This is a genomic window from Streptomyces sp. B5E4, from assembly GCF_039871555.1.
In the GTDB taxonomy this organism is placed as follows: domain Bacteria; phylum Actinomycetota; class Actinomycetes; order Streptomycetales; family Streptomycetaceae; genus Streptomyces.
The window spans coordinates 91,330-117,596 of record NZ_JBDPMI010000027.1 but is presented as its reverse complement, the minus strand read 5'-3'; the positions used below and the strand labels follow the sequence as shown (position 1 = coordinate 117,596).

Here is a 26,267-nt window from a genome sequence, read left to right as displayed (position 1 = left end):
TGAGGGGTTAAGGCCCCCTGTAGACGACGGGGTTGATAGGCCGGATCTGGAAGCCCTGTGAGGGGTGGAGGTGACCGGTACTAATAGGCCGAGGGCTTGTCCATAGCTGCTTGCGTCCACTGTGCGGGTTCTGAAACAACAACCCGCCCACCAACATTCTGCCGGTGAGCTGCCGGCGAGTTGGTGGGGGATAGTTTCATAGTGTTTCGGTGGTCATAGCGTTGGGGAAACGCCCGGTCTCATTCCGAACCCGGAAGCTAAGCCCGACCGCGCCGATGGTACTGCATGGGGGACCGTGTGGGAGAGTAGGTCACCGCCGAACAATTCTTCATGAGAGCCGTCCCGAACGCTTCGGGGCGGCTTTCGTGCGTTACCGTGGCCGATATGAGCGGCCGCGCGCACCTGATGTGGGACCAGGCAGTCACCGCGTACGACTTCGGTCCCGAACACCCCATGGATCCCGTTCGGTTGGCGCTGACCATGCGCCTCGTCGAGGAACTGGGGATCGACAAGGCCGTCGACGTCGTCGCGGCGCCCGCGGCCGGCGACTCGACGTTGCGGCTCGTGCACCGGCAGGACTACATCGACGCCGTGCGGCAGGCGGCGGCGGCGCCGGAGCAGGCCGATCCTTCGTACGGGCTCGGGACGGTGGACGTTCCGGCGTTCGTGGGGATGCACGAGGCGTCGGCGTTGATCGCCGGGCAGTCCGTGGCCGCGGCGGAAGCCGTGTGGGACGGGCGGACGGTGCATGCCGTGAACTTCGCCGGGGGGCTGCATCATGCGATGCCCGGTGCTGCTTCGGGGTTCTGCGTCTACAACGATGCGGCGCTGGCCATCGCGCGGCTGCTGGAGTTGGGCGTGGAGCGGGTGGCGTACGTGGATGTGGACGTGCACCACGGGGATGGCGTACAGGCGGCGTTCTGGGATGACCCACGGGTGCTGACCATTTCCGTCCACGAGCACCCCAGCACGCTCTTCCCCCAGACCGGTTGGCCCGAGGAGACCGGCGGGTCCGGGGCCGAGGGGCAGGCGGTGAACGTCGCGCTGCCGGCCGGGACCGGGGATGCGGGGTGGCTGCGGGCGTTCCACGCCGTCGTGCCGGAGCTGCTGGCGTCGTGGGCCCCCCAGGTGCTCGTGTCGCAGCACGGGGCCGACACGCACGCCGAGGACCCCCTGGCGCATCTCGCCGTCAGTCTGGACGCGCAGCGTGCGGTGATGGAGACGTGTCACGCCCTGGCGCACGAGCACGCGGACGGCCGGTGGCTGGCCCTCGGCGGAGGCGGGTACGCCGTCGTGGACGTCGTGCCGCGCTCCTGGGCCCACCTCTGCGCCATTTCCGCCGGCCACCCCGTCCTGCCGGCCACGGAGGTCCCCGAGACCTGGCGGGCCGAGGCGCTGCGGAGGACCGGGCAGCAGGCCCCGTACCGGATGACCGACGGGCGGGACGCCTCCTGGGCGGACTGGGAGGCGGGGTACGACCCGGGCTCGCCGCTGGACCGTGCGGTGCGTGCCGCGCGGCGGACGGTGTTCCCTGCGCATGGGCTGCTGCCCTGAAGGAGCCGTGCCCGCCCGCGCTTTCTTGTGGGCGAAATATTCGCGAAGCCACCCGTTCCGCCCGTAAAGGCGGCCAGAGTGGGGCGGGTGTTGACCGACGCACCCTTGTTGCGTAGGCATCTGCTGGCGACGGGGATCGCCGGGCCGGTGGCGACGAGCCGCGACAAGAGCCTCCGCAGGTATCAGCAGTTCGCGGCCCGCGACCCCCGGGTGCTACTCGGCCTGGAACCGGAACGCGACTGGTCGGTGGCCGAGTTGCTGCGGCTGATGGCCGAACGCTGCGGTACGAGCGGGGATCCGGGCCGGATCTCGGGCACCGAGGTCATCGATCCGGACCGTACGATCGCCGCCCTGCACGCCTTCGCGGAGCGGCTGCGCGCCGCCGCGCGGGACGGCGAGGCGGTGTTGTTCGGGACCGGGCACCCCGACGTCCTCCTCGGCTTCTACGCCCCCTTGGCGGTGGCGCTCTCGGCGGCCGGGTGCGTTGTTCTCACCCCCGGTGAGGGCAGAGATGTCGACATAACGACCCGATTCGGCGTACGTACATACCGTCTCAACTACCCCGGGAGTGTTGCCGTTCTGGGCGACCCGGACCCCTCCACTCCCCCCTCGACCAGGGGGGTCCATACTCACTCTCCGCTTCCCCTGCGTGCGGCACTCGGTGCCGCCGCGGCGGCGGGCGGACCGCTGCCCGGGCTGGTGGTGGGGGACCACGGATGGGCTTGCGGGGCTGGTCAGTTGGGCATCGAGGCCATCGGTCTGGCGGACGCGGACGACCCGGCACCCTTCGTCGCCCAGGCGGAGGGCCGGGTGCCCGTCGTGGTGCCTCTTGATGACTCTGTGCAACCGGACAGCTACGGGCCGGTTGCCGACTATGTGCTCAAACACGCCCGTCTGTCACTGTAGCCATGCGATCGCTACTCCTCTTCCCCACTTGCATCACCCGCCCCTAATCTGGGGAGGAGCGCGCATGCGAGGAGGAGGCACCGGAGGGGAAGCCGGTGTCCGTCATGTGCGGAAGGTTCAGGTGTGTCATGGCTGCAAGCGATAAGCCTCTCAACGAGGTTGTGTTCCTGACCGTGGCTGAAGTAGCCGCGGTGATGCGAGTGTCCAAAATGACCGTGTACCGATTGGTGCACAGTGGCCATCTGCCGGCGATCCGGGTGGGGAGGTCCTTCCGGGTGCCGGAGCAGGCCGTGCACGAATACCTCCGCGAGTCGTATGTGGGGGTGGAGTCTGCCTGACGGGTCCGACCGGTTGCGCACCCTCGATTACGTCAATCCAGTCCGCACGGGTAGGCTTGGGCGCCTGTAAGACGTGTGGGCCCTTGCCCGCCCACCCCGACGGAGAGAAGTGAGCGAGGGTACCCGTGGGCTCTGTGATCAAGAAGCGGCGTAAGCGGATGGCAAAGAAGAAGCACCGCAAGCTGCTGAAGCGCACGCGAGTGCAGCGCCGCAATAAGAAGTAGCGGTAGCCCGCACCCGTACCGCCGTCCATCCGCCTTTCCCGGCGGGTGGACGGCGGTTGTGCGTGGTGCCGCGATGTCCTGCGTATACGGTGGGGCGATCGTCCGTGCGGGCAGGCAGGGAGAGGAAGGCGAAGGCCAGTGGGCAGAACCGTGCTCGTCACCGGCGTCGCCCGCCCCCTCGTCGGGCGCCTGGTCCGCCGGCTCCTGCGCGAGCCGGACGTCGACCGCGTCATCGGCGTCGACGCCCGGGCGCCCGAGCATCAGCTCGGCGGCGCCGACTTCGTCCCCGCGGACATCCGCCATCCCGTGCTCGCCCGGATCCTCGTCGAGCACCGCGTCGACACGGTGATGCACATGGACGTCACCGGCACCCCGCTCGCCCGCGGCGGCCGGGCGGCGGTCAAGGAGAACAACGTCATCGGGTCCATGCACCTGCTCGGCGCCTGCCAGCAGGCGCCGCGCGTGCGGCGGCTCGTCGTCAAATCCACCACCAGCGTCTACGGCTCCGCGCCCCGCGACCCCGCCGTGTTCACCGAGAGCACGCCGCCCAAGGCGCTGCCCAGCGGCGGCTTCGCGAAGGACGCCGTGGAGGTCGAGGGGTACGTGCGCGGGTTCGCCCGGCGCCGCCCCGACGTCGCCGTGTGCGTGCTGCGGTTCGCCAACATCCTCGGCCCGCGCGCGGACACGCCGCTCGCCGAGTACCTGACGCTGCCGGCGCTGCCCACCGTCCTCGGCTACGACCCGCGGCTGCAGTTCGTGCACGAGGACGATGTCCTCGACGTGCTGCTGCTCGCGGCCGGCGAGCCGCGCCGCGGCACGATCAACAGCGGCACGTTCAACATCGCCGGCGAGGGTGTGCTGCTGCTGTCCCAGGCCGCCCGGCGGCTCGGCCGTCCCACGGTCCCGGTGCCGCTGCCCGCGGTGACGTGGGTCGGCTCGGCGCTGCGGTCCGCGGGCATGACGGACTTCTCGCCGGAGCAGATCCGGCTGCTGACCCACGGGCGGGTCGTGGAGACGACGCAGATGCGTGAACTGCTGGGCTTCACGCCGGAGTACTCGACGGTGGGGGCGTTCACCGACTTCGCCGCCGGTCGCGCGGCGGGCCTGCTGCCGCCGCGTGAGGTGCGGCGGGCCGTCGACGCGGTCGGTGAGCTGCTGGGGCTGCCGGGGGCGCGGAACCCGGTGCAGGGGGACGGCGTTGCGAAGGAGCCGGTGCACGATGGCTGACGCGAAGGTCATTCCGTTCGACGACGACCGCTCCCGCGGCGGCGGCAAGCCCCGGCGCCGGTCCGGCGCAGCCCGGCCCCGGCGCGGGGACGGCGGCGGTGCCGGCGGCGCCACGGGCGCGGAGGCGGCGCTCACCGCGCTGCCCGGCGCGCAGGGACCGCAAGGACCCGCGGAGGGCGACGGCGCGGACCGTACGGACCAGGCAGGGGCCGCGGGCACGGCGGACGACGCCGCGTCAGCGCCCCGTACGGCACCGCCGGGCACCGAGGCCGCCGAGGCGGTCGCCACGGCGCTGCAGAGCGCTCTCATGGACGCGCTGCCGCGGCTCCTGGGCGGCGGCTGGGAGCGCAGGGCCGGCGACGCGCTGGGCTTCCTGCGGCGGCGGCTGACGGGCGACTACGAGGTCGACGAGTTCGGCTACGACGCGGAGCTGACCGACCAGGTGCTCGTGCCGCTCTTCCGCCCGGTCTTCGAGAAGTACTTCCGGGTGACGGTCAAGGGCGTCGAGAACATCCCCGACACCGGCGGCGCGCTCGTCGTCGCCAACCACTCCGGCGTGGTGCCGTGGGACGGGCTGATGGCCCAGGTCGCCGTCCGCGACCACCACCCCGCCGACCGCCATCTGCGGCTGCTCGCGGCCGACCTGGTGTTCATGATGCCGTTCGTCAACCAGCTCGCCCGCAAGGGCGGGCACACGCTGGCGTGCGCCGACGACGCCTCGCGGCTGCTGGCGCGGGGCGAGGTCGTCGGCGTGATGCCGGAGGGGTTCAAGGGGATCGGCAAGCCGTTCGCCGATCGCTACAAGCTGCAGCGCTTCGGCCGCGGCGGCTTCGTCTCGACGGCGTTGCGGGCGGGGGCGCCGATCGTGCCGTGCTCGATCGTCGGCGCGGAGGAGATCTATCCGATGCTCGGCAACGCCAAGACGGTGGCGCGGCTGCTGGGGCTGCCGTACTTCCCGGTGACGCCGACGTTCCCGTGGCTGGGCCCGCTCGGGGCCGTACCGCTGCCGACGAAGTGGACGATCGAGTTCGGCGAGCCGATCCCCACGGACGGCTATCCGCCGGAGGCGGCGGACGACCCGATGCTGATGTTCAACCTGACCGACCAGGTGCGCGAGACGATCCAGCACACGCTGTACAAGCTGCTCGTCGAGCGGCGGTCGGTCTTCTTCTGACCCCTACCCGCTATTCCTCCTCGCCGAAGTCGAGGCCCAGGTCGGGCAGCGGCAGCAGGGGCGGGAGGGTGATCTCGGGGTTCTTCTTGCCGGGCGTCTCCGTGGGCGTGGAGCTGCTGTCCCCGGACTCCTGGTCGCCCGGCTCGTCGTCGTCGGGGAGGATGCCGCCGATCAGTCCGTCCTCGCCGACCAGCCCGCCCTCCTCGGTGGTGCTGGGTTTCGGCTCGCCGTCGTCGCCGACCTCGCCGTCGGCGGTGGCCGTGGACGACGGGGCGGGCTCGGCCGGGTCGGTGTCGGTGTGGCCGCCGCCGGTGCTTGCGGTGCCCGGCGAGGTGCCGCTGGGGGAGGTGTCGTCGTCGGGTCCCGGCAGCAGCGAGGACAGCGGGGCGACGTCATGTCTTATGGCGTCGAACACGGAACTGACCTCGTCGCCCAGCTCGCCCAGCTCGACGGGGAGCCGGTCGCGAAGCTGCTGCCAATTGCGCTCGTTCTTCTGCGAGAACGTGGAGAGGGTCTGCATGGGGCCGAGCGAGCCGTCCTCGTCGTACGCGCCGCGCAGCAGCTTGCGGCCTTCGACGGCGTCGTGCCGTACGTTGTCGAGGGCTTCGCGGACCTCGCTCATCGACTCCGCGTCGAGGTCGCCGGCGCGGCCGCGCTCCATCAGGCGCCGCGCCTCGTTCAGCCGCGTGGAGGCCTGGTCGAGGTAGATGCGGCCGCGCTCGGTGTCGTCGTCGGCCATGCCGCGGCGCAGGTCCTCCATGCCGCGCTTGAGGCCGTAGAGGGTGTCGCCCGGGAGTGCGTCGGAGCTGACCGCGGCGGCGGCGCTGAACGCGCCGGCGGCGACGCCGACACCGGCGCCGCCGATGGCCACGCCGCGGGAGAGGCGGGAGTGCGGGCGCAGCCGGGACAGCGGTCCTGCCGCGCGGTGGGCGCCGCGCTTGCGGGGCGCGGGGATCAGCGGGGCCTCGGTGCTCTCCGCGGTGTCCTCGGCGAGCATCGCCTCCATGGCGGCGATGAGCCGGGTCCGCTGGACGGTCTTGACCTCGGGGTCGAGGGTCGGCCCCGGCACCGAGGCGAGCTGCCCCGCGAGGCCGAGCAGTCGTGCCTGCTCGGGATCTGCCGCCAGCGCTTCCGCCTGCTGCGCCCGAGACTCCTCATCAAGGGCCTGGGCGAAGGCGTTCGCCCGCCGGTGTGCCGATACGGATCCGATCACGGGCGGCACCTCCTGTCGACTCGGGGTCTCTGTGTGGGACTCCCTATCCCGCCCGCATAGTTGTACTCCTTGACCCATTTCCCTCGAAGAGATGAGCCGGGGTGGACAACTCGCGACCGAAGAAGCCCTGCTACCCGCTCAACGACGGGCAGGGCAGTCGGGTTACGCGGTGGCGTTGATACTACTTCGATGGGCGCGGGCGGCCCGGGTATCGGAGAAGTCAAGGGAGATCGGTTCCCGTCAGCGGGCGTCGTCCGGCAGCAGCCGGGCGAGGGTGCGCACCGCCCGGTACTGCAGGGTCTTGATCGCGCCTTCGTTCTTGCCCATCACCTTGGCGGTCTCGGCCACCGAAAGCCCCTGCAGGAAGCGGAGGGTCACGCACTCCTGCTGCTGCGGGTTGAGCTTGCGCACGGTCTCCAGCAGCGCGGTGTTGGACAGCGACTCCAGCACGGAGTCCTCGGGGCTGCGCTCGGTCTCGCTGGGGTCCAGCATCTCGCCGGTGGTGACCTCCAGCCGGAACCGGCTGGACTTGAAGTGGTCCGCGACGAGGTTGCGCGCGATCGTCACCAGCCAGGCGCCGAAGTCCCGGCCCTGCCAGGTGAACGTGCCGATCCGGCGCAGGGCGCGCAGGAAGGTTTCCGAGGTGAGGTCCTCGGCCGTCGCCCGGCCGCCGACGCGGTAGTAGATGTAGCGGTAGACGGTGTCGGCGTACTGGTCGTAGAGCCGGCCGAACGCCTCGGTCTCGCCGGACTGGGCGCGCTCGACCAGGTCCATCATCCGGCGGCTGTCGCCGGTCGAGGGCTGCGGCTGCCTGGTCTGCCTGCCGCTACGCTCGCGGGTGCCCGCACCGCCGCCCTGCCGGCGTCTGCTGCCGACCGCGGCGCTGCCGTCGGTGAGGACGTAGGCGGGGCCCACGACCGGGCCGGCGGCGGGACTCGCGGCGGGGCCGGCGACGGCCAGGGCGGGCGAGAAGAGGCGCAGTTGCTCGATCACCTGCGCGCGCAGCGTAGCCAGGCCTGAGGCGTCAACCCCGACGTGTGAGTACACGGGACTCCCAGAGGCAGTGCTTCCATCACGTTCAGTGCGGGACCGTTGACCGACGTAGGTATGTGCGGGCACCGGATTGCGTCTGAGGAGAATAACGCTTCGTGTCGGGCGCGCTACCTCCAGTTGCTCAAATCACCGTTTCCGTCCGATCCGTAGCCTATTGACGCCCCCTCAAGTATCGGCCGTCGGATTGAGTTTGATCGGTAAGTGACACGAACTGCCTGGTTCACGGGCGTGTTGTGTGTTTCCCGGAAGAATCGGTCACAGGCAGGCCGGCTGCGCCCCGTTGACGGCGGGGCCGGGGGCTCCGGCCGGGGGGCGTACACGTGCGTCCGCTGTCAACGGCGGCGGCGCTGCAGGGCGGCGGCCGCGACCGCGCCGCCGGCCACCGCGCCGACGCCCGCCGCGGCCGGGATGCCGACCTTCGCCGCCTTGCGGCCCGTACGGTAGTCGCGCAGCCGCCACCCGTGTTCGCGCGCGTGCTTGCGCAGCCGCGCATCGGGGTTGATCGCGTACGGGTGGCCGACGAGGGAGAGCATCGGGATGTCGTTGGCCGAGTCGCTGTACGCGGCGCAGCGCACCAGCTCCAGCGTCTCGGCGGCGGCGAGGGCCCGTACGGCCTCGGCCTTGGCGGGGCCGTGCAGCACTTCGCCGACGAGCCGGCCGGTGTAGACGCCGCCGACGGACTCCGCGACCGTGCCCAGCGCGCCGGTCAGGCCGAGTCTGCGGGCGATGATCGTCGCGGTCTCGACGGGGGCGGCGGTGACGAGCCACACCTTCTGGCCGGCGTCGAGGTGCGCCTGCGCCAGCGCGCGGGTGCCGGGCCAGATGCGCTCGGCCATGTACTCGTCGTAGATCTCCTCGCCCATCTCCATGAGATCGGCGACGCGATGGCCCTGCACGATGGACAGAGCGCTGGACTGCGCGTCCTCCATGTGCCCGGAGTGCTCGGCGCCGGCGAGGCGGAAGTACGCCTGCTGCCAGGCGAACCGGGCGAGATCGCGGGTGCGGAAGAACTTGCGCTTGTACAGCCCGCGGCCGAAGTGGTAAAGCGCGGCACCCTGCATGATCGTGTTGTCGAGGTCGAAGAAGGCCGCCGCGTGCACGTCCCCGTGGACGGGGAAGTCCGGTTCCTCATCCTCTTTCGCTGCCCCGCCGTCCGCCGTGACGCCTTCCGTGCGTACGGCTTCCGCGTGCTCCAGTTCCTGTGACGTCTTGCGCGCCGCCTCGGCCGCCGCCTCGCCGGCGGCGACGCTGCGCGCGGTCGCGCGGCGTCTGCGGCTGAGCCATCCGAATGCGGCCATACTGATGAGCATAACGGCGTACGGCGGGCCAACCGGTGTCGAGGGGCCGGGCCTCCGTGGACGCACGCGTGAACTCCCGGGTGGCTTCTGCCCGGCTCCATACGCTCTCTGCCCGGCTTTGTTCGCTGTACGCGCGCTCTCTGCCCTGTTCTGCTCGCTTACGGGCGGCTCCGGATGCCCGTGCAGGGCGGCACAATCAATGACATGAGCCTGTTGCGACGTAGGACCGCCGCTTCCGCGCCCGCCCCCGCCGACCGGACCGTGACCTTCATCGGCAAGCCCGGCTGCCATCTGTGCGACGAGGCGCGCGAGGTCGTCGTCTCCGTCTGTACGGAGCTGGGCGCGGGCTGGGAGGAGAGGGACATCACCCGGGACGAGGAGCTGTACCGGCGCTACTGGGAGCAGATCCCGGTGGTCCTCGTGGACGGTGAGCAGCACGACTTCTGGCGGGTCGACCCGGAGAGGCTGCGGCGGGCGCTGCGGTCATGACGCGCGGGGTGACGCCCGTCACTTTGCCCGGACAAAGCGGACACCATCTTTGTGCACGCGTTCACAAAGGCATAGCCTTCTCTCATCAGTGCGGTTTCGCCCCGGCGGGCCGTACGCGGCACCGCGCTAGCGTCAGGAGCACTGTGGCAACTGGCCGAACTCACCGAACGGCGACCCGAAGCCGAGGGATCCCCGAGGCCACCGTCGCCCGGCTCCCGCTGTATCTGCGGGCCCTCACGGCGCTCTCGGAGCGTTCCGTGCCCACGGTCTCCTCCGAGGAACTGGCCGCCGCCGCCGGCGTCAACTCGGCGAAGCTGCGCAAGGACTTCTCGTACCTCGGCTCCTACGGCACCCGCGGCGTCGGCTACGACGTCGAGTACCTCGTCTACCAGATCTCCCGCGAGCTGGGCCTGACCCAGGACTGGCCCGTGGTCATCGTCGGTATCGGTAACCTCGGCGCCGCCCTCGCCGGCTACGGCGGCTTCGCCTCCCGCGGCTTCCGCGTCGCCGGGCTCATCGACGCCGACCGGGCCATGACCGGCAAGCAGGTCGCGGGCCTGACCGTGCGGCACACCGACGAACTGGAGCCGCTGATCAAGGAGAGCGGCGTCTCCATCGGCGTCATCGCCACCCCCGCGGGCGCCGCGCAGGCGGTCTGCAACCGGCTGGTGGAGGCGGGCGTCACCTCGATCCTCAACTTCGCGCCGACCGTGCTGAACGTCCCCGAGGGCGTCGACGTCCGCAAGGTGGACCTCTCGATAGAGCTGCAGATCCTCGCTTTCCACGAGCAGCGCAAGGCCGGCGAGGAGGCCGAGCTGCGCGAGGCCGAGGCGGCGGCCGCGGCGGCGCAGGGCGGTACGCCGGAGGCGGACGCCGCGGCGGGCCCCGCCGCCGCCGCGAAGAAGCGCACCGGGCAGGGGCCCGACGGGGACGTGCCCGCCGTGATGCCCGCATGAGTGTCCTCGTCGTCGGCCTCAGCCACCGCAGCGCGCCCGTGAGCGTGCTGGAGCGGGCCTCGCTCGCGCCTGACGCGCGCGCGAAGCTGCTCACGGACGCGGTGGCGGCCGCTCCGGTCACGGAGGCGGCGGTGCTGGCCACGTGCAACCGGATCGAGCTGTACGCCGCGGTGGACAAGTTCCACGCGGGCGTCGCCGAGCTGTCGCTGCTGCTGGCGCAGCATGCGGGCGCGAGCCTGGAGGAGCTGACGCCGCACCTGTACGTGCACTACGAGGACCGCGCCGTGCACCACCTGTTCACGGTGGGCTGCGGGCTGGACTCCATGGTCGTCGGCGAGGGGCAGATCCTCGGCCAGATCAAGGAGTCGCTGGCGCTCGGGCAGCGGATGCACACCGCGGGCCGGACGCTGAACGACCTGTTCCAGCAGGCGCTGCGGGTCGGCAAGCGGGCGCACAGCGAGACGGGCATCGACAAGGCCGGGCAGTCGCTGGTGTCGTTCGGGCTGACGCAGCTCGCGGCCGGCGCCCCGGTGGCCGAGTGGGTGGCGGGACGCCACGCGCTGGTGATCGGCGCGGGCTCGATGTCGTCCCTGGCGGCGACGACGCTGGCGCGGGCGGGGGCGGCGGAGCTGGTGATCGCCAACCGCACGTACGAGCGTGCGGAGCGCCTGGCGGCGAGCCTGAACGCGGGGTCCGCGGTCGCGGGCGGCTGGGGTACGGGGTCGCCCGCGGCGGGTCCGATCCCGTCGCAGAGCGGGCCCGTGGACGCCCCGGCGGCCCGTGCCGTACGGGTGGAGGAGATCGCGGACGAGCTGGTGACGGCGGACGTGGTCGTCTCCTGCACGGGCGCGACGGGCCTGGTGCTGACGGCCGACGAGGTCCGCGACGCACTGCGCCGTCGCGCCGGCGGCGCGAGCGGCGGCGCGGCCGCCGACGGCGCCGTGCTCGCTCTGCTTGACCTGGCCATGCCGCGTGATATCGATCACGCACTGCACGAGACGCCCGGGGTGCGGTTCGTCGACATCGAGGCACTCGCCGGCGCCTCCGCCGATGCGCCCATGGCCGCCGACGTGGACCAGGTACGGGCCATCGTGGCCGAGGAGGTCGACGTCTTCGGGGCCGCGCAGCGCGCCGCCAGCATCACGCCCACCGTGGTCGCGCTGCGGACCATGGCCCAGGACGTCGTCGCGGGCGAGATCGCCCGTTTGGAGGGTAGGCTGCCCGGGCTCGACGAACGTCAGCGGGCCGAGGTGGCGCAGACCGTGCGCCGCGTCGTGGACAAGCTGCTGCACGCGCCGACCGTACGGGTCAAGGAGCTGGCCGCCACCCCCGGTGGAGCGGGGTACGCGGACGCCCTGCGGGAGCTCTTCGACCTCGACCCGGCCACCGTCGACGCAGTCAGCCGCGCGGACTCCGGCCGCGCGGCGGCCAGCGCACGCAGTGAACGGGAGCCGTCATGACCGCAGCCAAGCCGACGCCGGCGAAGGGGGCCGAGGCGCAGGAAGCCCCGCGCTTCCTGCGCCCGTTGCGCCTGGGTACGCGGCGCAGCAAGCTCGCGCTCGCGCAGTCCGAGCAGGTTGCCGAATCGGTCCGCCGTCTGACCGGGCGGGCCGTCGAGCTGGTCGAGATCACGACGTACGGGGACGTGTCCCGGCAGCACCTGTCCGAGATCGGCGGCCAGGGCGTCTTCGTCGCCGCCCTGCGCGAGGCAGTGGTGAACGGCGAGGTGGACCTCGCGGTGCACTCGCTGAAGGACCTGCCGACCGCGCAGCCCGAGGAGCTGGTGATCGCCGCCGTGCCGCCCCGCGAGGACCCGCGCGACGTGCTCGTCGCCCGCGACGCCCTCGGCTTCGAGGACCTGCTCGCCGTCGGCGGCCGGCCCCGTATAGGCACCGGCTCCGCACGCCGCGCCTGCCAGTTGCACGCCTGGGCCCGCTCCCTCGGGGGCGCGATCGAGACGGTCCCGGTCCGCGGGAACGTCGACACCCGCATCGGGTACGTCCAGAAGGGCGAGCTCGACGCCGTCGCGCTCGCCGCCGCGGGGCTCAGCCGCCTCGGCCGACTGGCCGAGGTCACCGAGCTGATCCCCCTCGACGCAGTCTTGCCCGCCCCCGGCCAGGGGGCCCTGGCGGTCGAGTGCGCCTCGTCGAGCGCGCACCTGACCGCCCAGCTCGCGGAGCTCGACGACCCGCAGACGCGGGTCGCCGTCACCGCCGAGCGGACGCTGCTCGCCGCCCTGGAGGCCGGCTGCAGCGCGCCCGTGGGCGCGCTCGCCGACCTGCACGCGGAGGGTCCCTCCGGGGCCGGTCCGGGCACAGCGTCGACTGTCACCGAGATGCGCCTGCGCGGCGTCGTCGGCACCCCCGACGGCTCCGCTCTGGTGCAGATGTCCGCCACCGGCCCCGTGCCGGCGTCGTACGACGACGCCGTGGCACTCGGAAGCGAGCTCGCAGAAGAGATGCTCGCCAAGGGTGCGGCCGGTCTGATGGGGGAGCGACTTTGAGCCCCACGCCTTCGACCCGTAAGGCCAGCGCGTCGGCGCGTACCGCAGCGACCGGCGCGGCCCGCCCGCCCGGTCCCGCCGCCCGCGGGCACGTCACGTTCCTGGGCGCAGGACCAGGAGATCCCGGACTGCTGACGCTGCGGGCCGTGGAAGCGCTGTCCGCCGCCGACGTCCTGATCGCCGACCCCAAGGTCCTCGCCGTCGTACGCGCCCACGCGCGCGCCGGCGCGGTCATGCCGCACACGTCGGCGGCGCCTGCGCCCGCGGCGCATACGTCGGCGGCCGCGGGGGACGACGAACCGCCAACGGCCGCTGACGCAGGCCATCTTGTCATGGAGGCCGCGCGCGCCGGCAGGCGGGTCGTGCATGCCGTGGCGGGCGATCCGGGCCTCGACGGCGGTGCCGCGCAGGCGATGCGCGCGTGCGCCGCGGAGGGCATCGCCTTCGAGGTGGTGCCCGGTGTCGCGACCGCCGTCGGCGTGCCCGCGTACGCCGGCGTACCGCTGCACGACCCGGAGGGTACGGACGTGCGCGTCGTGGACGCCGCGACCGCCTCGGAGCAGATCTGGGGCGAGGCGGGCGCCAGCGACTGCACGCTCGTGGTGCAGACGTCCCTGGAGGCCACCGCCGCGACGGCGCGCGAGCTGGTCGCCGCGGGACGCAAGCCGGACACCCCGATGACGGTCACGCTCGCGGGGACGACCACGCGGCAGCGGACGTTCAGCGCCACGCTCGGCAGCGTCGCGCAGGTGCTGAAGTCCGCGAAGGTACTGCCGTCGCCGGACGCCGGGCAGGCGGTGATAGCGGTCGTCGGCGAGCAGAGCGCGCCGGCCCGTCGCGAGCAGCTCGCCTGGTTCGAGTCCAAGCCGCTCTTCGGCTGGCACGTGCTCGTGCCGCGGACGAAGGAGCAGGCGGCGTCGCTGTCCGAGCAACTGCGCTCGTACGGTGCCGTGCCGCACGAGGTGCCGACCATCGCCGTCGAGCCGCCGCGCACTCCGCAGCAGATGGAGCGGGCGGTCAAGGGCCTGGTCACCGGGCGGTACGAGTGGATCGCCTTCACGTCCGTCAACGCCGTCAAGGCGGTGCGGGAGAAGTTCGAGGAGTACGGGCTCGATGCCCGCGCGTTCGCCGGGATCAAGGTCGCCGCGGTCGGCGAGCAGACGGCGGCGGCGCTGGTGGAGTTCGGCGTACGGCCCGACCTGCAGCCCAGCGGCGAGCAGTCGTCGCACGGGCTGCTGGAGGACTGGCCGCCCTACGACCCGGTCTTCGACCCGATCGACCGGGTGTTCCTGCCGCGGGCCGACATCGCCACCGAGACGCTGGTGGCAGGGCTGAAGGACCTCGGCTGGGAGGTCGACGACATCACCGCGTACCGCACGGTGCGCGCGTCGCCGCCGCCGGCCGAGACCCGCGAGGCGATCAAGGGCGGCGGGTTCGACGCCGTGCTGTTCACCTCGTCCTCGACGGTACGGAACCTCGTCGGCATCGCCGGCAAGCCGCACAACGTCACGGTCATCGCCTGTATCGGCCCGGCCACGGCGAAGACGGCGGAGGAGCACGGGCTGCGCGTCGACGTCATGGCGCCGGAGCCGTCCGTGCACCGGCTGGCCGAGGCGCTGGCGGAGTACGGCGCGCGGCGCCGGGAGGCGGCGGTCGAGGCCGGGGAGCACGTCACCCGGCCCAGCGAGCGCAGGCCGCGACGGCGGGCGCGGACGACGACCACGACCTGACAGGGGCCTGCGGGAGGTGTCATCGCGGGGGCGTACGGTGGAATCCACCCGGCCCCCGCGGCCCGGTGTGGGGGCGCGTTCGCATGTGCCCTCCCTCGCCGGGCCGGCCACCGGCCGCCCCGGAGCACCACGGAGGTAAGCACACACGTGTCCGGCACCGACGCCCCGCACCCCGGCCCTGTCACCGTTCCCGTCGTCCGCCCGCGGCGGCTGCGTACCACGCCCGCGATGCGGCGCATGGTCGCCGAGACCCGGCTGCACCCGGCGGAGCTGATCCTGCCCGCCTTCGTCCGCGAAGGCATCGACGAGCCGGCGCCGATCCCGTCCATGCCCGGCGTCGTGCAGCACACCCGCGACTCCCTGAAGAAGGCCGCCGCCGAGGCCGTCGCCGCGGGCGTCGGCGGGATCATGCTCTTCGGCGTGCCGGAGGAGCACAAGAAGGACGCGATCGGCTCGGCCGGCACGGACCCGGACGGCATCCTCCAGGTCGCGCTGCGCGACGTGCGGGCCGAGGTCGGGGACGACCTGGTGATCATGTCCGACGTGTGCCTGGACGAGACCACCGACCACGGGCACTGCGGGGTGCTGGACGCCGCCGGCCGGGTCGACAACGACGCGACGCTCGTGCGGTACGCGGAGATGGCCGTGGTGCAGGCGGACGCCGGGGCGCACGTGCTGGGGCCGAGCGGCATGATGGACGGCCAGGTCGCGGTGATCCGCGAGGCCCTGGACCGGGCGGGCCACCAGGACGCGGGGATCCTCGCCTACACCGTGAAGTACTCCTCCGCCTTCTTCGGGCCCTTCCGCGAGGCGACCAACTCCTCGCTGCAGGGCGACCGGAAGACGTACCAGCAGGATCCACCGAACGCCCGCGAGGCGCTGCGGGAGCTGTCCCTCGACCTCGCGGAGGGCGCCGACATGGTGATGGTCAAGCCGGCCGGACCGTACCTGGACGTGCTGCGCCGGGTCGCCGACGAGTCGGACGTGCCGGTGGCGGCGTACCAGATCTCGGGCGAGTACGCGATGGTCGAGGCGGCGGCGGAGCGCGGCTGGGTCGACCGGGACGCGGCGATGATGGAGACGCTGACGGGGATCAGGCGGGCCGGAGCACAGCTCATCCTCACGTACTGGGCCATGGACGCCGCCCGGCAGCTCCGCGGCTGACGCGCGGGGGCCGCGCGGCAGCCGGGGTGGCGCCCGGGGCGGGCCGTCCCCCCGGCCCGCGCGGCCCCTTCACGCCACGCCCTCCAGCAGCCCCGCCAGGCGGGCGCGGGCCAGCACGGCGATGGTGAAGGCGTCGGTGATCCGCCCCGTGCGCACCAGGTCCTCCGCCTCCGCGGGGAGCACGCTGAACACGCGGCGGATTCCCTCCCCCCGGGCGGGCTCACCGTAGCCGTCGATGTGTACCGCGTAGAGCTCCGTGTGCCCGCCCACGAGACCGGTGTCCGGGTGCAGCCGCCCCAGCGGGACGATCTCCCGGGCCGTCGCGCCGATCTCTTCCGTGATCTCCTTGGCCGCGCTCTCCTCGTCGCTCAGCCCCGGCGTGCCGAAGCCGCGCGGCACCTCCACGTGACATGCGCGGGTGGCGTGGCGGTAGTGCTCAAGGAGGACCACTTCCGCGCCGCCGCCGAGCAGCGGCAGCGTCACGACGCCGGGGGAACCGGGCGAGTCGAGCAGCCGGATGTACGTGCCCCGCCTGCCGTCCGGGAAGCGGACCGGATCGCGCACGATCGTCACGTACGGGTCGCGGTAGACCACCCCGACCGGAACACCGTCCACGGCCGTCACGCCGTCGAGGATCTCGATTCCACCGGGTTCGTTCAGGAACAGCCCGGGGCGGTCGCGGCGCAGCTTCAGGTAGTGCTCCAGCGGGTCGTCTTTTTCGACCGTCATCCGTCCTCCGCTCGCTAGGGTGCGGTCACCTGCTGGTCCGCCTCGCTCGCCACCGTGCTGCCCGCGGCGGGACGGGTCTCCTGGCCGTAGGCACGGAGGATCGTCTCCCAGTCCTTGCGCAGGCTGCGCAGCCGCAGCGCCGGCAGGGTGATGCTGTGGCCGAGGCCGCCCCGGGACGCGCGGGCCTCCGTGAACACCATGCGCATCACCAGCGGTCCTGCGACCACGCCGACGGCGTCGAGTGAGCCGCTGAGCAGGGAGGCCTCGCCCGCGAGTATCCGCAGGACCACGCCTGGCGATTCGAGTACCAGCATGACGCCGATCTCGCGCCGGAAGGCTCCGGGCCCGCGGCTGATCTTCCGCGCCCGGCGCAGCATCCGGGCGTGGAGCCGGGCGATCTGCGCGGTGGCGGCGGCGAAGTCGTGGGGGGAGGGCACCAGGTCGGCGGTGAAGCCGGAGGTGACGAAGCCGCTGAGCGCGTCGATGTACGCACGCCACTCCTCCTCCTGGCGCAGGGCGACGATCTCGGCGAGCGAGAGACTGCCGTACGAGTGGGGCCCGTCGACCGCCCGGTGCAGGGCGTCGGCGAAGACGCCGCGCAGCAGCTTGCCGAGCGCCTCGGGGTCGGCGACCGGGTCGGCGGCGGCCGCGGTCAGTTCCTGCAGGGCGCTGCGGGGCGGGGACTGGGGCGGGGTGGCGGCGACGATGTCGGCGGCGACCGGCACGCCGATGTTGTAGAGCAGGTCGACGAGTTGCTTGGCGGGCAGGATGTGGTCGCTGTCGCGCAGCAGTCGCTCGTGCGGCTGGGTGCCGGGGCGGGTGAAGAAGTTCTCGTAGACCGCGTTGCGGGTAAGGGCCGTGTCGGGATCCTGGTCGACGGACCAGCGGGCGATGTCGGTGAGGATGCCGCGGCGCATGGCGTCCGCCTGCGCGACCGGGATGCCGAGGTCCTCGGCGAGCAGCACCGGGTCGAGCCTGTTGAGGGTGACGACGTTACGGCCGAAGTACTCCCCGATCCGCCGCGTCGCCACGCGGTTCGCGTCGTCGTCCCAGGACAGCCGGACGCATGCCGGTTCCGCCTCTTCTTCCAGCAGCCGCTGCCAGCTCCGGTGGATCCGCTCGTCGATGCTGAACCGGTGCACGCGGTCGCGGTCGAGGTGCGCCGGCCGCTCCGCGGGGTCGCGCTCGCCGAGCAGGAAGGGAACGAGGCTGCCGTCATCGAGCAGACGGGCGAACGCACGACGCTCGTCGGCGGGAGCGCCGGCGGCGAAGTTCTCGTACAGCGCCGGATTGTTGAGGAAGTAGGCGCGGTTGGCGACGAGCGTGCCGCTGTTGACCAAGGCCCTGCGCAGTTCCGCGGAGGCCGCGGCCAGGTGTGCGTCGTCCCGGCCCGGGGAGGCGGTCGCCGCCTGCCGGGACGCCGCGGCGGAGGGCGGTAACCACTGGTTGTCCAGCGCCTGCGCCATGACCGGGTACCGGTCGCGGAGGTCCTGGAACTCCCACTGTCGCGTCGCCATCGTCCCCACCCCTGCCCGGTCGCCGTCGGATCGTCCCGCTCGATCATCCTTCCGTATCGCAGGACGTGCGACAGCCGTATCCCCGAGAGGGGGACGCGCTGTGCGCGGGGCCCCGCCTCCGTCAGCGCCGCCGTGCGCGCAGTACCGCGTCGTGGTGTTCGGCCGGTTGGTCGGGGGAGTGGGGTTCGTGGCCTTCCGGGGCCCGGCGGGTGCGGACTTCCGCCACGGCGATGTCCCAGGATTCCGTGGCCAGGTCCGCCGCCACGTCCTCCGCGGTGAAGTGCACGCCCGGGTGGGCTTCGGCGATGTCCGCGGCGCGGGGGTCCGTCTCGTGGTGGCCGACGACGAGCAGGGTGCCGCCGGGGGCCACCATCGCCGCGAGGCGGCCGAAGAGCGCCTGGCGGGAGGCGGTGGTGTGGACGTAGTGGGTGGTGACCAGGTCGAAGGGGGCGCCGTCGGGGGTGGCGTCGGTCAGGTCGGCCCGTACCCACGTGATCCGTCCCGCGACCTTTGGGCCGCGCGCCTCGGCGTGGGCGCGGGCGCGGTCCAGCGCGGTGGCGGAGATGTCCACGGCCGTCACCCGCCAGCCGTGCTCGGCGAGCCAGATGGCGTCGGCGCCCTCGCCGCAGCCGGCCTCCAGGGCGGTGCCGGGCGGCAGGCCGGTGAGTTCGGCCACGAGCTGGGTGTTGGGGCGGCCGCTCCAGATCGCGTCGCGGGCGCGGTACTTCTCTTCCCAGTACGCCTCGCCGAACTCTTCCGTCGCGTTCGTCATCCCGGTGTCCCTCTCTGTCGTCGTCTCGGTCGGTACGTACGTCACACGCCGACCCGGCGGGCGGCGACCGCCCGGCGGGTGTCCTCGGCGGCGAGGTCGGCGTTGATCTGCGCGCCTGCCATGGCGCCGGCCGACGAGGCGGCGTGGACCTGGGCGGTCATGTCGGTGACGTTGCCCGCGACCCACACCCCCGGTACGCCGGCGCGGCCGGTGGCGTCGGCGGGGATGTGCTCGCCCATGCCGGACGGGTGGGCGACGGGCGTGAGGCCGAGGGCCGTCAGGAGCCCGGCGCGGGCCACCATGCGCGGGGCCACCGCGAGCGCCTGGCGGGGGACGACGGTGCCGTCCGTGAGGCGTACGCCCGTGAGCCGGTCCGCGGCCACCTCCAGGCCCGCGACCTCGCCGGTGACGACGCGCACGCCGAGGGCGGCCAACTGCTCGGCGTCCTCGCCGGCCGGCGGCTCCGTGGTGTGGGCGAAGTACGTGACGTCGGCGCTCAACTGCCGGAACAGCATGGCCTGGTGCAGGGCCATGGGCCCGGTGGCCAGCACGCCGATGGCCTGGTCGCGGACCTCCCAGCCGTGGCAGTACGGGCAGTGCAGGACGTCCCGGCCCCAGCGCTCACGCAGTCCGGCGACGGGCGGCAGCTCGTCGACGAGACCGGTGGTGACGAGGAGCCGCCGGGCGCGTACGGACCTGCCGCCGGCGAGGGTGACGACGAACCCGCCGTCGCCCTCCGCGGTCCCGCCGTCGCCGGGGCCGGCCTCCGGATCCCGGGTCACCCCGGTGACCTCGCCGGACACCACGTGGCCCCCGTACCCGCGCACCTCCGCCCGGCCGCGCGCCAGCAGCTCGCCCGGCGGCATGCCCTCGCGGCCCAGCAGCCCGTGTACGCCGTCCGCCGGGGCGTTGCGCGGGGCGCCCGCGTCGATCACCGCCACGGAGCGGCGGGAGCGGGCCAGCATCAGCGCACCGGTCAGCCCGGCGGCGCCGCCGCCGACCACCACGACCTCGTAGCTCTCCGCCGGCTCGTCGCCCGCCTCGGGGCCCTCCGCCCATGCGCCGGCCTCGGCCCACTCGGCGATCCCGGCCCTCCCGGTCCTTTCGGTCACGTCGACCACCTCCATGCCGACGACCATGCGGCCGGCACCGCCACATACGCAAACGCTGTTGCCGTTATGGCAAACTGTTCGTATGGCTGACACCGACAGCACCCCCGACCCCGGCGGCGAGCCGGACACCGCCCTCGCCGCCGTCGGCCCCCGCCTGCGCGAGCTGCGCCGCCAGCGCGAGCAGACGCTCGCCGAGCTGTCCGCGGCCACCGGGATCTCGGTGAGCACCCTGTCCCGGCTGGAGTCCGGCAGCCGCCGCCCCACGCTGGAGCTGCTGCTGCCCCTGGCCCGCGCCCACGGCGTCACGCTCGACGAACTCGTCGGCGCCCCGCCCACCGGCGACCCGCGCATCCACCTGCGCCCGGTCACCCGCAACGGCATGACGATGCTGCCGCTGTCCCGCCGCGCCGGCGGCATCCAGGCGTTCAAGCTGATCCTGCCGGCGGGCAGCGGGCGCCGGGAGCCGGACCTGCGCACCCACGAGGGCTACGAGTGGATGTACGTGATGAACGGCCGGCTGCGCGTCGTGCTCGGCGAACACGACCTGATCCTCGAACCCGGCGAGGCGGCCGAGTTCGACACCCGCGTACCGCACTGGTTCGGTGCGGCGGACGACGAGCCGGTGGAGTTCCTCAGCCTCTTCGGCGGCCAGGGCGAACGCGCCCACCTGCGCGCCCGCCCCAGGTCGTCGTCCTGAAGACCCTCCGCGCGCCCGCCGGCTCAGCGGACGGCCAGCACCGTCTTCGCCGGCGCCGTCCGGTTCTCCAGCGCCGCGTGCACCTCGGCCGCGCGGTCCAGGGGCAGCACGGCGGGTGCCGGCTCCCGTACGACACCGCGGTGGACGAGGTCGACCACCGCCGACAGGGCCGCGCCGACCTGCTCCGGGACGGCGTGGGCGACGCCGCCGAGGCTCAGGCCGAGGAGCTGCCGGCTGTGCAGCCAGACCGCGTCGCCCGACAGCGCGGGGTCCTGGCCGCTGGCGTTGCCGACGACCACCTGCCGGCCGAAGGGCGCCAGCAGGTCGAAGGCGCGGGTACGGAGATCGCCGCCGACCGGGTCGATGACGACGTCGACACCGCCGCCGCCGTCCGCCCCGGTGATCTCCGCGACGACCGACGCCAGGTCCGCGGCGAGCACCATGTCCGTCCACTCGCCGCCGCCCGCCGGCTTCCTGGCCTCGCTGCCGAACACGCCGACGACCCGGCGCACGCCGTGCGCGGCGGCCAGCCGCCCGGTGATGCTGCCGAGCCCGCCGCCGGCGCCCAGCACCAGCACGGTGTCCCGGTCGGTGACGCGGGCCAGGTCGTGCAGCGCGAGCCACCCCGTGACCCCGTTGATCAGCAGGGCGCACATCCGGGCCAGGTCGGCGTCCGCGGGCAGCACGGTGGCCATCGAGGCGTGCGCGACGGCCACTTCGGCGTACCCGCCGGCCCGCGGACCGCGGCCGAAGTCGTTGAGCAGCACCCCGACCGGCGCGCCCGGCTCGAACCCGGTGACGCCCGGCCCCGCCTCCCGCACGTGCCCGGTGGCCTCGATCCCCGGCACGAACGGCAGGGGCAGCTCGAAGGCGCCCGCGCGGAACAACGTGTCCACGAACCCCACGCCGGCGTACGCGACGTCGACCGATATCTCACCGGGGCCGGGCGCCGGCGCGGGCTTCTCCGTCACGCTCAGCGAATCGGCGGGTCCGGGCTTCTCCACCACAACGGCACGCATCGTGCTCACTCCTGTTCGGCGAGGAACGTCTGCAGGACGGCGGTCAGTTCGGCCGGGGCGTCCTCCTGGACCAGGTGGCCCGCGCCCTCGAACAGCTCCAGCCCGGCGTGCGGGATGAGGGTGTGCAGTTCGTGGGCCTTGGCGACCGGGATCCAGGTGTCGTCCGTGCCCCAGCACAGGAGCGTGGGCAGGGCGATCTCGCCGTAGCGGGGCTGGATCTCGTCGGTGTAGCGCTGGTCGGCCTGGGCGATCTGGCGGTAGAAGGCCGGGCGGCCCGCGTCGTCCGTCCAGGGGGCCACGAGGGCGTCGAGGACGGCCGGGTGGAGGCCGGGGCCGCCGGTGGTGGTGATGTACTCGCGGACCAGCGCCGTGTGCAGTGCCGCCGGGAGCTGCTCGAAGACGGGCGCGTTGTCCCGTACGAGACGGAAGAACGGCGAGCCCCACGGGGCGAGGGCGACGGGGTCGACCAGGGCCAGCGCGCGGTACGCGGCGCCGTGCAGCAGGTGCGCGCGCAGCGCGACGGCACCGCCGAAGTCGTGCGCGACGACCAGCGGGCCGTCCAACTGCCAGTGGGTGAGCAGTTGGGCGAAGATCCGCCCCTGGGCGCCGAGCGAGACGTCCTGCCCGGCGGCCTTCTCCGACTGCCCGTAACCGGGCATGTCCCACACGTAGACCGCGCGCCTGCGGGCCAGCGCGCGGGCGACGGCGCGCCAGGTGTACGAGGACCACGGCGTGCCGTGCAGCAGCACCACGGGCCGCGCCCCGGCGCTCCCGTCCGGACCGAGCCGGTCCCAGCGGACCTCGCCGGCGGAACTGGCGAAGGTCCGCGTCAACTCCCAGTCGCTCATGACGATCAGCGTACGGGAGCGGTCCCACCGACCCCGCCCCGGCCGCACCCGCCGGCGAATGCCGGGGCGGAGTGCCGGGGTGGGCGGGCCGTCAGAGGCGCTCGGGGGTGCGGATGCCCAGGAGGGACATGCCGGTGTGCAGGGTCCGGGCCGTGAGGTCGCTGAGGAACAGGCGGTTCTCCACCTGGGCGGGGGTGTCCGCCTTCAGGACCGGGCAGTGCTCGTAGAAGGTCGTGAAGTGCGACGCGAGTTGGTAGAGGTACGCCGCGATCTTGTGCGGCGCGTACTCCTCCGCCGCCTCCGCGACCACCGCCGCGAAGCCGTCCACGTGCAGGCCGAGGGCCCGCTCGGCCGCTTCGAGCGGCAGCTCCGGGTGGGCCGCCGGGCGGGCGGTGTCACCGGCGCGGCGGAGGATGGAGCGGATACGCGCGTACGCGTACTGGAGGTAGACCGAGGTGTCGCCGTGCAGGGACACCATCTGGTCCAGGTCGAACTTGTAGTCCCGGGCCGCGGACGTGGACAGGTCCGCGTACTTGACCGCGCCGATGCCCACCTGCGTGCCGCGCTCCGCGATCTCCGCCTCCGTCAGCGGCGGCACCGCCTTGTCGGCCTTCTCCCGGACGACCGACGAGGCGCGGTCGATCGCCTCGTCGAGCAGGTCCTCCAGCCGTACGGTCGTGCCCGCCCGGGTCTTGAACGGCTTGCCGTCCTTGCCCAGGACCGTGCCGAAGGCGAGCTGGATCGCCGTCACGTCGCCGTCGAGCCAGCCCATGCGCCGGGCCGTCTCGAAGACCATCCGGAAGTGCAGCGACTGCCGGTGGTCCACGACGTAGAGCAGGGTCTGCGCCTTGAGGTTGAACACCCGGTCGCGGATGGCGGACAGGTCGGTGGCCGCGTAGCCGTAGCCGCCGTCGGACTTGCGGACGATCAGCGGCACCGGCTGGCCGTCCTGGCCCTTGATGTCGTCGAAGAAGACGCACAGCGCGCCCTCGGAGTCGACCGCGACGCCCGCGTCCGCGAGCAGCTCGCAGGTCTCGTCCAGCATGTCGTTGTAGCCGGACTCGCCGACGATGTCGGCGTCCCTGACCTCCATGTCGAGCTTGTCGAAGACGGAGAAGAAGTACAGCTTCGACTCGTCCACGAACCGCTGCCACAGCGCCCGCGTCTCCGGGTCGCCCGACTGGAGCGCGACGACCCGGCGCCGGGCCCGCTCCTTGAAGGCGTCGTCGGCGTCGAAGACGGCGCGGGCGGCCTTGTAGAGCCGGTTGAGGTTCGAGGCGGCCTCTTCGCCGGAGACGGCGGCGCCGTCCGTCCCGCCGTGGTCCAGCTCGTGCGGGTGCTCGTCCAGGTACTGGATGAGCATGCCGAACTGCGTGCCCCAGTCGCCGATGTGGTGCCGCCTGACCACCGTCTCGCCGGTGAACTCCAGCACCCGTACGAGCGAGTCGCCGATGACCGCCGAGCGCAGGTGCCCGACGTGCATCTCCTTCGCGACGTTCGGCTGGGCGTAGTCGACGACGGTCGTGCCGGGGGCGTCCGCGTACGGGACGCCGAGGCGGTCGTCCGCGGCGCGCGCGGCGAGGTTCGACGTGATCGCCGCGTCCGTCACCGCGATGTTGAGGAAGCCCGGCCCGGAGACCTCGACGTCCGCGAGCACGTCGCCCGCGTCGACCTGCGCGGCGACCTGGCCGGCCAGCTCGCGCGGGTTGGTCTTCAGCCGCTTGGCCAGCGCCAGCATCCCGTTGGCCTGGAAGTCCGCCCGGTCGCTGCGTCGCAGCAGGGGGTCGGCGGCCGCCTCCTGCGGCAGTGCTGCCGCAAGGGCGTCCGCGACGCGCTGCCGGACCCGGGTGGCGAGGGACGGGACTGAGGCCATGTTCGTGATCGCCGCTTCCTTCTGGAGGTGGGATGAGCCCTCAGTATCCCATGCAGGGCAAGACGATTTTGTTTGGGAGAATGGTCCCGCCAGCGCTGCAGAGGCGCGCAGAGAGAGGAAGTCAGGACTGTGGGTGCCACCGCCGAGGCCGCCGACTGGGTCTCCCGTTTCGCCGACGAGGTCATCGCCGAGGCGGAGCGTCGCGCCCCCGGCAAACCGGTGGTCTGTGCCTCCGGCCTGTCCCCGTCGGGCCCGATCCACCTGGGCAACCTGCGCGAGGTGATGACCCCGCACCTGGTGGCCGACGAGATCCGCCGCCGCGGCATCCCCTGCGACCACGTGATCTCCTGGGACGACTACGACCGCTTCCGCAAGGTGCCCGTCGGCGTCGAGGGCGTCGACGAGTCCTGGGCGGAGCACATCGGCAAGCCGCTGACCTCCGTGCCCGCGCCCGCGGGCAGCCCGCACCCGAGTTGGGCCGCGCACTTCAAGGCGGCCATGGAGGGCGCGCTCGCCGAGATGGGCGTGACGTACCGCGGCATCAGCCAGACGGAGAGGTACACGGCGGGTGCGTACCGCGAGCAGATCCTCTTCGCGATGCGGCACCGCGCCGACATCGACGCGGTCCTCGCCGAGTTCCGTACCAAGCCCAAGCAGCAGAAGAAGCAGCAGCAGAAGCCGGTGGACGAGGCGGAGCTGGCCGCGGCCGAGGGCTCCGGCGCCGCCGACGAGGACGACGGCCTGACGGCCGGCGGCGCGTACTACCCGTACAAGCCGTACTGCGGGGTCTGCGAGCGCGACCTGACGACGGTCACCGCGTACGACGACGAGACCACCGAGCTGACGTACACCTGCGCCTGCGGGCACGGCGAGACCGTGCGGCTCGCGGAGTACGACCGCGGCAAGCTCGTGTGGAAGGTCGACTGGCCGATGCGCTGGGCGTACGAGGGCGTGGTCTTCGAGCCCTCGGGCGTCGACCACCACTCGCCCGGCTCCTCCTGGAACGTCGGCGGCAAGCTGGTCGGGATCTTCGGCTGGGAGCGGCCCATCGGTCCGATGTACGCGTTCGTCGGCATCAGCGGCATGGCCAAGATGTCCTCGTCGAAGGGCGGCGTGCCGACCCCCGCCGAGGCGCTGGAGATCATGGAGCCGATGCTGCTGCGCTGGCTGTACGCGCGGCGCCGGCCGAACCAGTCGTTCAAGGTCGCCTTCGACCAGGAGATCCAGCGGACGTACGACGAGTGGGACGCCCTCGTCCGCAAGGTCGGCGCGGGCACGGCGCAGCCGGGCGACGTCGCGGCGTACGAGCGCGCCGCGGGCACCGCCGCCGGGCCGCTGCCGGCGACGCCGCGCCCGCTGCCGTACCGCATGCTCGCCTCTGTGACCGACGTGACCGCGGGCGACGACGAGCAGACGCTGCGGATCCTCGCCGAGGTCGACCCGGAGCACCCGCTGACGTCGCTGGCCGAGGTGCGGCCGCGGCTGGACAAGGCGGAGCGCTGGATCACCACGCAGGTCCCGGCCGACCAGCGCACCCAGGTGCGCAAGGACGTGGACGCGGAGCTGCTGGCGTCGCTGGGCGCCGACGAGCGGGAGCTGCTGCGGCTGCTGCTCGCCGGGCTCGACGAGCACTGGTCGCTGGACGGGCTGACGACGCTGCTGTACGGGGTGCCGAAGCTGCGCGCCGGGCTGCCCGCGGACGCGAGGCCGACGCCGGAGCTGAAGACGGAGCAGCGCGCGTTCTTCGCGCTGCTGTACCGGCTGCTGGTGGGCCGCGACACGGGGCCGCGGCTGCCGACGCTGCTGCTGGCGGTGGGGCAGGAGCGGGTGCGGGAGCTGCTGGGCGGCTGACGCCGCGGGGTGGGGCGCCG

General features: G+C 73.0%; 24 protein-coding genes and 2 rRNA genes. 16 read left to right on the top strand and 10 right to left on the bottom strand.

The window, feature by feature from the left end:
* From ABGA99_RS28230 to ABGA99_RS28195, 8 genes are all read left to right on the top strand, one after another.
* Positions 1-104, top strand: a 23S ribosomal RNA gene (locus ABGA99_RS28230); the annotation flags it as partial.
* A gap of 101 nt (positions 105-205) precedes the next feature.
* Positions 206-322, top strand: a 5S ribosomal RNA gene (rrf, locus tag ABGA99_RS28225).
* Positions 323-384: 62 nt separating this feature from the next.
* Complete coding sequence (locus ABGA99_RS28220) at positions 385-1,554, top strand: acetoin utilization protein AcuC (protein ID WP_347583702.1); 1,170 nt, start codon at positions 385-387, stop codon at positions 1,552-1,554.
* Between the two features lie 87 nt (positions 1,555-1,641).
* Positions 1,642-2,460 (top strand): phosphatase, encoded by an 819-nt coding sequence (locus ABGA99_RS28215; protein ID WP_347580216.1) that lies wholly within the window; start codon positions 1,642-1,644, stop codon positions 2,458-2,460.
* Between the two features lie 128 nt (positions 2,461-2,588).
* The gene (locus tag ABGA99_RS28210; protein WP_158691643.1) at positions 2,589-2,798 is read left to right on the top strand and encodes a helix-turn-helix domain-containing protein; all 210 of its coding nucleotides are present in this window, start codon (positions 2,589-2,591) and stop codon (positions 2,796-2,798) included.
* A gap of 125 nt (positions 2,799-2,923) precedes the next feature.
* Positions 2,924-3,022 carry an AURKAIP1/COX24 domain-containing protein gene (locus tag ABGA99_RS28205; protein ID WP_003948845.1) on the top strand — a complete coding sequence of 33 codons (99 nt, stop codon included), beginning with the start codon at positions 2,924-2,926 and terminating at the stop codon, positions 3,020-3,022.
* 138 nt (positions 3,023-3,160) lie between these two features.
* A complete protein-coding gene (locus tag ABGA99_RS28200) occupies positions 3,161-4,249 on the top strand; it encodes an NAD-dependent epimerase/dehydratase family protein (RefSeq protein WP_347583701.1) in 1,089 nt (362 codons plus the stop codon).
* A complete protein-coding gene (locus tag ABGA99_RS28195; protein ID WP_347580214.1) occupies positions 4,242-5,423 on the top strand; it encodes a lysophospholipid acyltransferase family protein in 1,182 nt (393 codons plus the stop codon). Before ABGA99_RS28200 ends, ABGA99_RS28195 begins: the two co-directional genes overlap by 8 nt.
* A 10-nt stretch (positions 5,424-5,433) precedes the next feature.
* On the opposite strand, the gene ABGA99_RS28190 is transcribed toward ABGA99_RS28195, so the two are convergent.
* The 3 genes from ABGA99_RS28190 to ABGA99_RS28180 all read right to left on the bottom strand — a co-directional run bounded on the left by ABGA99_RS28190 (position 5,434) and on the right by ABGA99_RS28180 (position 8,999).
* A complete protein-coding gene (locus tag ABGA99_RS28190; protein ID WP_347583700.1) occupies positions 5,434-6,645 on the bottom strand; it encodes a DUF5667 domain-containing protein in 1,212 nt (403 codons plus the stop codon).
* A gap of 231 nt (positions 6,646-6,876) precedes the next feature.
* The gene (locus tag ABGA99_RS28185; RefSeq protein ID WP_347580212.1) at positions 6,877-7,683 is read right to left on the bottom strand and encodes an ECF subfamily RNA polymerase sigma factor, BldN family; all 807 of its coding nucleotides are present in this window, start codon (positions 7,681-7,683) and stop codon (positions 6,877-6,879) included.
* Between the two features lie 338 nt (positions 7,684-8,021).
* Complete coding sequence (locus tag ABGA99_RS28180) at positions 8,022-8,999, bottom strand: HAD-IB family hydrolase (RefSeq protein ID WP_347580211.1); 978 nt, start codon at positions 8,997-8,999, stop codon at positions 8,022-8,024.
* A 192-nt stretch (positions 9,000-9,191) separates the two neighbouring features.
* Here ABGA99_RS28180 and ABGA99_RS28175 point away from each other — a divergent pair, with 192 nt between their 5' ends.
* The 6 genes from ABGA99_RS28175 to hemB all read left to right on the top strand — a co-directional run bounded on the left by ABGA99_RS28175 (position 9,192) and on the right by hemB (position 15,829).
* Complete coding sequence (locus tag ABGA99_RS28175; protein WP_347583699.1) at positions 9,192-9,476, top strand: glutaredoxin family protein; 285 nt, start codon at positions 9,192-9,194, stop codon at positions 9,474-9,476.
* 143 nt (positions 9,477-9,619) lie between these two features.
* A complete protein-coding gene (locus tag ABGA99_RS28170; RefSeq protein WP_347580209.1) occupies positions 9,620-10,432 on the top strand; it encodes a redox-sensing transcriptional repressor Rex in 813 nt (270 codons plus the stop codon).
* On the top strand, positions 10,429-11,892 hold the full coding sequence (locus ABGA99_RS28165) for a glutamyl-tRNA reductase (RefSeq protein WP_347583698.1): 1,464 nt from the start codon (positions 10,429-10,431) through the stop codon (positions 11,890-11,892). The genes ABGA99_RS28170 and ABGA99_RS28165 overlap by 4 nt, the downstream gene beginning before the upstream one ends.
* Entirely contained in the window at positions 11,889-12,935 is a 1,047-nt protein-coding gene (gene hemC, locus ABGA99_RS28160; protein WP_347580207.1) for a hydroxymethylbilane synthase, read from the top strand. Before ABGA99_RS28165 ends, hemC begins: the two co-directional genes overlap by 4 nt.
* A gap of 101 nt (positions 12,936-13,036) precedes the next feature.
* Positions 13,037-14,665, top strand: coding sequence for a uroporphyrinogen-III synthase (locus tag ABGA99_RS28155; RefSeq protein WP_347583704.1), 1,629 nt, complete (start codon positions 13,037-13,039; stop codon positions 14,663-14,665).
* Positions 14,666-14,812: 147 nt separating this feature from the next.
* On the top strand, positions 14,813-15,829 hold the full coding sequence (gene hemB / locus ABGA99_RS28150; protein ID WP_347583697.1) for a porphobilinogen synthase: 1,017 nt from the start codon (positions 14,813-14,815) through the stop codon (positions 15,827-15,829).
* 69 nt (positions 15,830-15,898) lie between these two features.
* On the opposite strand, the gene ABGA99_RS28145 is transcribed toward hemB, so the two are convergent.
* The 4 genes from ABGA99_RS28145 to ABGA99_RS28130 form a co-directional block, all read right to left on the bottom strand.
* A complete protein-coding gene (locus ABGA99_RS28145; protein ID WP_347583696.1) occupies positions 15,899-16,558 on the bottom strand; it encodes an NUDIX hydrolase in 660 nt (219 codons plus the stop codon).
* A 14-nt stretch (positions 16,559-16,572) separates the two neighbouring features.
* Positions 16,573-18,075 (bottom strand): hypothetical protein, encoded by a 1,503-nt coding sequence (locus tag ABGA99_RS28140; RefSeq protein WP_347580204.1) that lies wholly within the window; start codon positions 18,073-18,075, stop codon positions 16,573-16,575.
* Between the two features lie 121 nt (positions 18,076-18,196).
* Positions 18,197-18,847 (bottom strand): class I SAM-dependent methyltransferase, encoded by a 651-nt coding sequence (locus ABGA99_RS28135; RefSeq protein WP_347583695.1) that lies wholly within the window; start codon positions 18,845-18,847, stop codon positions 18,197-18,199.
* A gap of 41 nt (positions 18,848-18,888) precedes the next feature.
* The gene (locus ABGA99_RS28130; RefSeq protein WP_347583694.1) at positions 18,889-19,986 is read right to left on the bottom strand and encodes an NAD(P)/FAD-dependent oxidoreductase; all 1,098 of its coding nucleotides are present in this window, start codon (positions 19,984-19,986) and stop codon (positions 18,889-18,891) included.
* Positions 19,987-20,041: 55 nt separating this feature from the next.
* Here ABGA99_RS28130 and ABGA99_RS28125 point away from each other — a divergent pair, with 55 nt between their 5' ends.
* Positions 20,042-20,656 carry an XRE family transcriptional regulator gene (locus tag ABGA99_RS28125; RefSeq protein ID WP_347580201.1) on the top strand — a complete coding sequence of 205 codons (615 nt, stop codon included), beginning with the start codon at positions 20,042-20,044 and terminating at the stop codon, positions 20,654-20,656.
* 23 nt (positions 20,657-20,679) lie between these two features.
* Here the strand turns inward: ABGA99_RS28125 and ABGA99_RS28120 are convergent, their stop codons facing one another.
* The 3 genes from ABGA99_RS28120 to argS all read right to left on the bottom strand — a co-directional run bounded on the left by ABGA99_RS28120 (position 20,680) and on the right by argS (position 24,396).
* Positions 20,680-21,675, bottom strand: a complete 996-nt coding sequence (locus ABGA99_RS28120; RefSeq protein WP_347583693.1) for a zinc-binding dehydrogenase — start codon at positions 21,673-21,675, stop codon at positions 20,680-20,682.
* Between the two features lie 5 nt (positions 21,676-21,680).
* Positions 21,681-22,523 carry an alpha/beta hydrolase gene (locus tag ABGA99_RS28115; protein ID WP_347583692.1) on the bottom strand — a complete coding sequence of 281 codons (843 nt, stop codon included), beginning with the start codon at positions 22,521-22,523 and terminating at the stop codon, positions 21,681-21,683.
* A gap of 91 nt (positions 22,524-22,614) precedes the next feature.
* A complete protein-coding gene (gene argS / locus ABGA99_RS28110) occupies positions 22,615-24,396 on the bottom strand; it encodes an arginine--tRNA ligase (protein WP_347583691.1) in 1,782 nt (593 codons plus the stop codon).
* A gap of 129 nt (positions 24,397-24,525) precedes the next feature.
* On the opposite strand from argS, the gene lysS reads away from it, so the two are divergent.
* A complete protein-coding gene (lysS, locus tag ABGA99_RS28105; RefSeq protein ID WP_347583690.1) occupies positions 24,526-26,247 on the top strand; it encodes a lysine--tRNA ligase in 1,722 nt (573 codons plus the stop codon).
* Positions 26,248-26,267 lie beyond the last annotated feature (20 nt).

Excerpts from the sequence above, each read along its gene's own strand:
- ABGA99_RS28220 (WP_347583702.1), top strand. The coding sequence starts at position 385 with ATGAGCGGCCGCGCGCACCTGATGTGGGACCAGGCAGTCACCGCGTAC.
- ABGA99_RS28210 (WP_158691643.1), top strand. The coding sequence starts at position 2,589 with ATGGCTGCAAGCGATAAGCCTCTCAACGAGGTTGTGTTCCTGACCGTG.
- ABGA99_RS28195 (WP_347580214.1), top strand. The coding sequence starts at position 4,242 with ATGGCTGACGCGAAGGTCATTCCGTTCGACGACGACCGCTCCCGCGGC.
- ABGA99_RS28180 (WP_347580211.1), bottom strand. The coding sequence starts at position 8,999 with ATGCTCATCAGTATGGCCGCATTCGGATGGCTCAGCCGCAGACGCCGC.
- ABGA99_RS28175 (WP_347583699.1), top strand. The coding sequence starts at position 9,192 with ATGAGCCTGTTGCGACGTAGGACCGCCGCTTCCGCGCCCGCCCCCGCC.
- ABGA99_RS28165 (WP_347583698.1), top strand. The coding sequence starts at position 10,429 with ATGAGTGTCCTCGTCGTCGGCCTCAGCCACCGCAGCGCGCCCGTGAGC.
- hemC (WP_347580207.1), top strand. The coding sequence starts at position 11,889 with ATGACCGCAGCCAAGCCGACGCCGGCGAAGGGGGCCGAGGCGCAGGAA.
- ABGA99_RS28145 (WP_347583696.1), bottom strand. The coding sequence starts at position 16,558 with ATGACGGTCGAAAAAGACGACCCGCTGGAGCACTACCTGAAGCTGCGC.
- ABGA99_RS28140 (WP_347580204.1), bottom strand. The coding sequence starts at position 18,075 with ATGGCGACGCGACAGTGGGAGTTCCAGGACCTCCGCGACCGGTACCCG.
- ABGA99_RS28135 (WP_347583695.1), bottom strand. The coding sequence starts at position 18,847 with ATGACGAACGCGACGGAAGAGTTCGGCGAGGCGTACTGGGAAGAGAAG.
- ABGA99_RS28130 (WP_347583694.1), bottom strand. The coding sequence starts at position 19,986 with ATGGTCGTCGGCATGGAGGTGGTCGACGTGACCGAAAGGACCGGGAGG.
- ABGA99_RS28125 (WP_347580201.1), top strand. The coding sequence starts at position 20,042 with ATGGCTGACACCGACAGCACCCCCGACCCCGGCGGCGAGCCGGACACC.
- ABGA99_RS28120 (WP_347583693.1), bottom strand. The coding sequence starts at position 21,675 with ATGCGTGCCGTTGTGGTGGAGAAGCCCGGACCCGCCGATTCGCTGAGC.
- ABGA99_RS28115 (WP_347583692.1), bottom strand. The coding sequence starts at position 22,523 with ATGAGCGACTGGGAGTTGACGCGGACCTTCGCCAGTTCCGCCGGCGAG.
- argS (WP_347583691.1), bottom strand. The coding sequence starts at position 24,396 with ATGGCCTCAGTCCCGTCCCTCGCCACCCGGGTCCGGCAGCGCGTCGCG.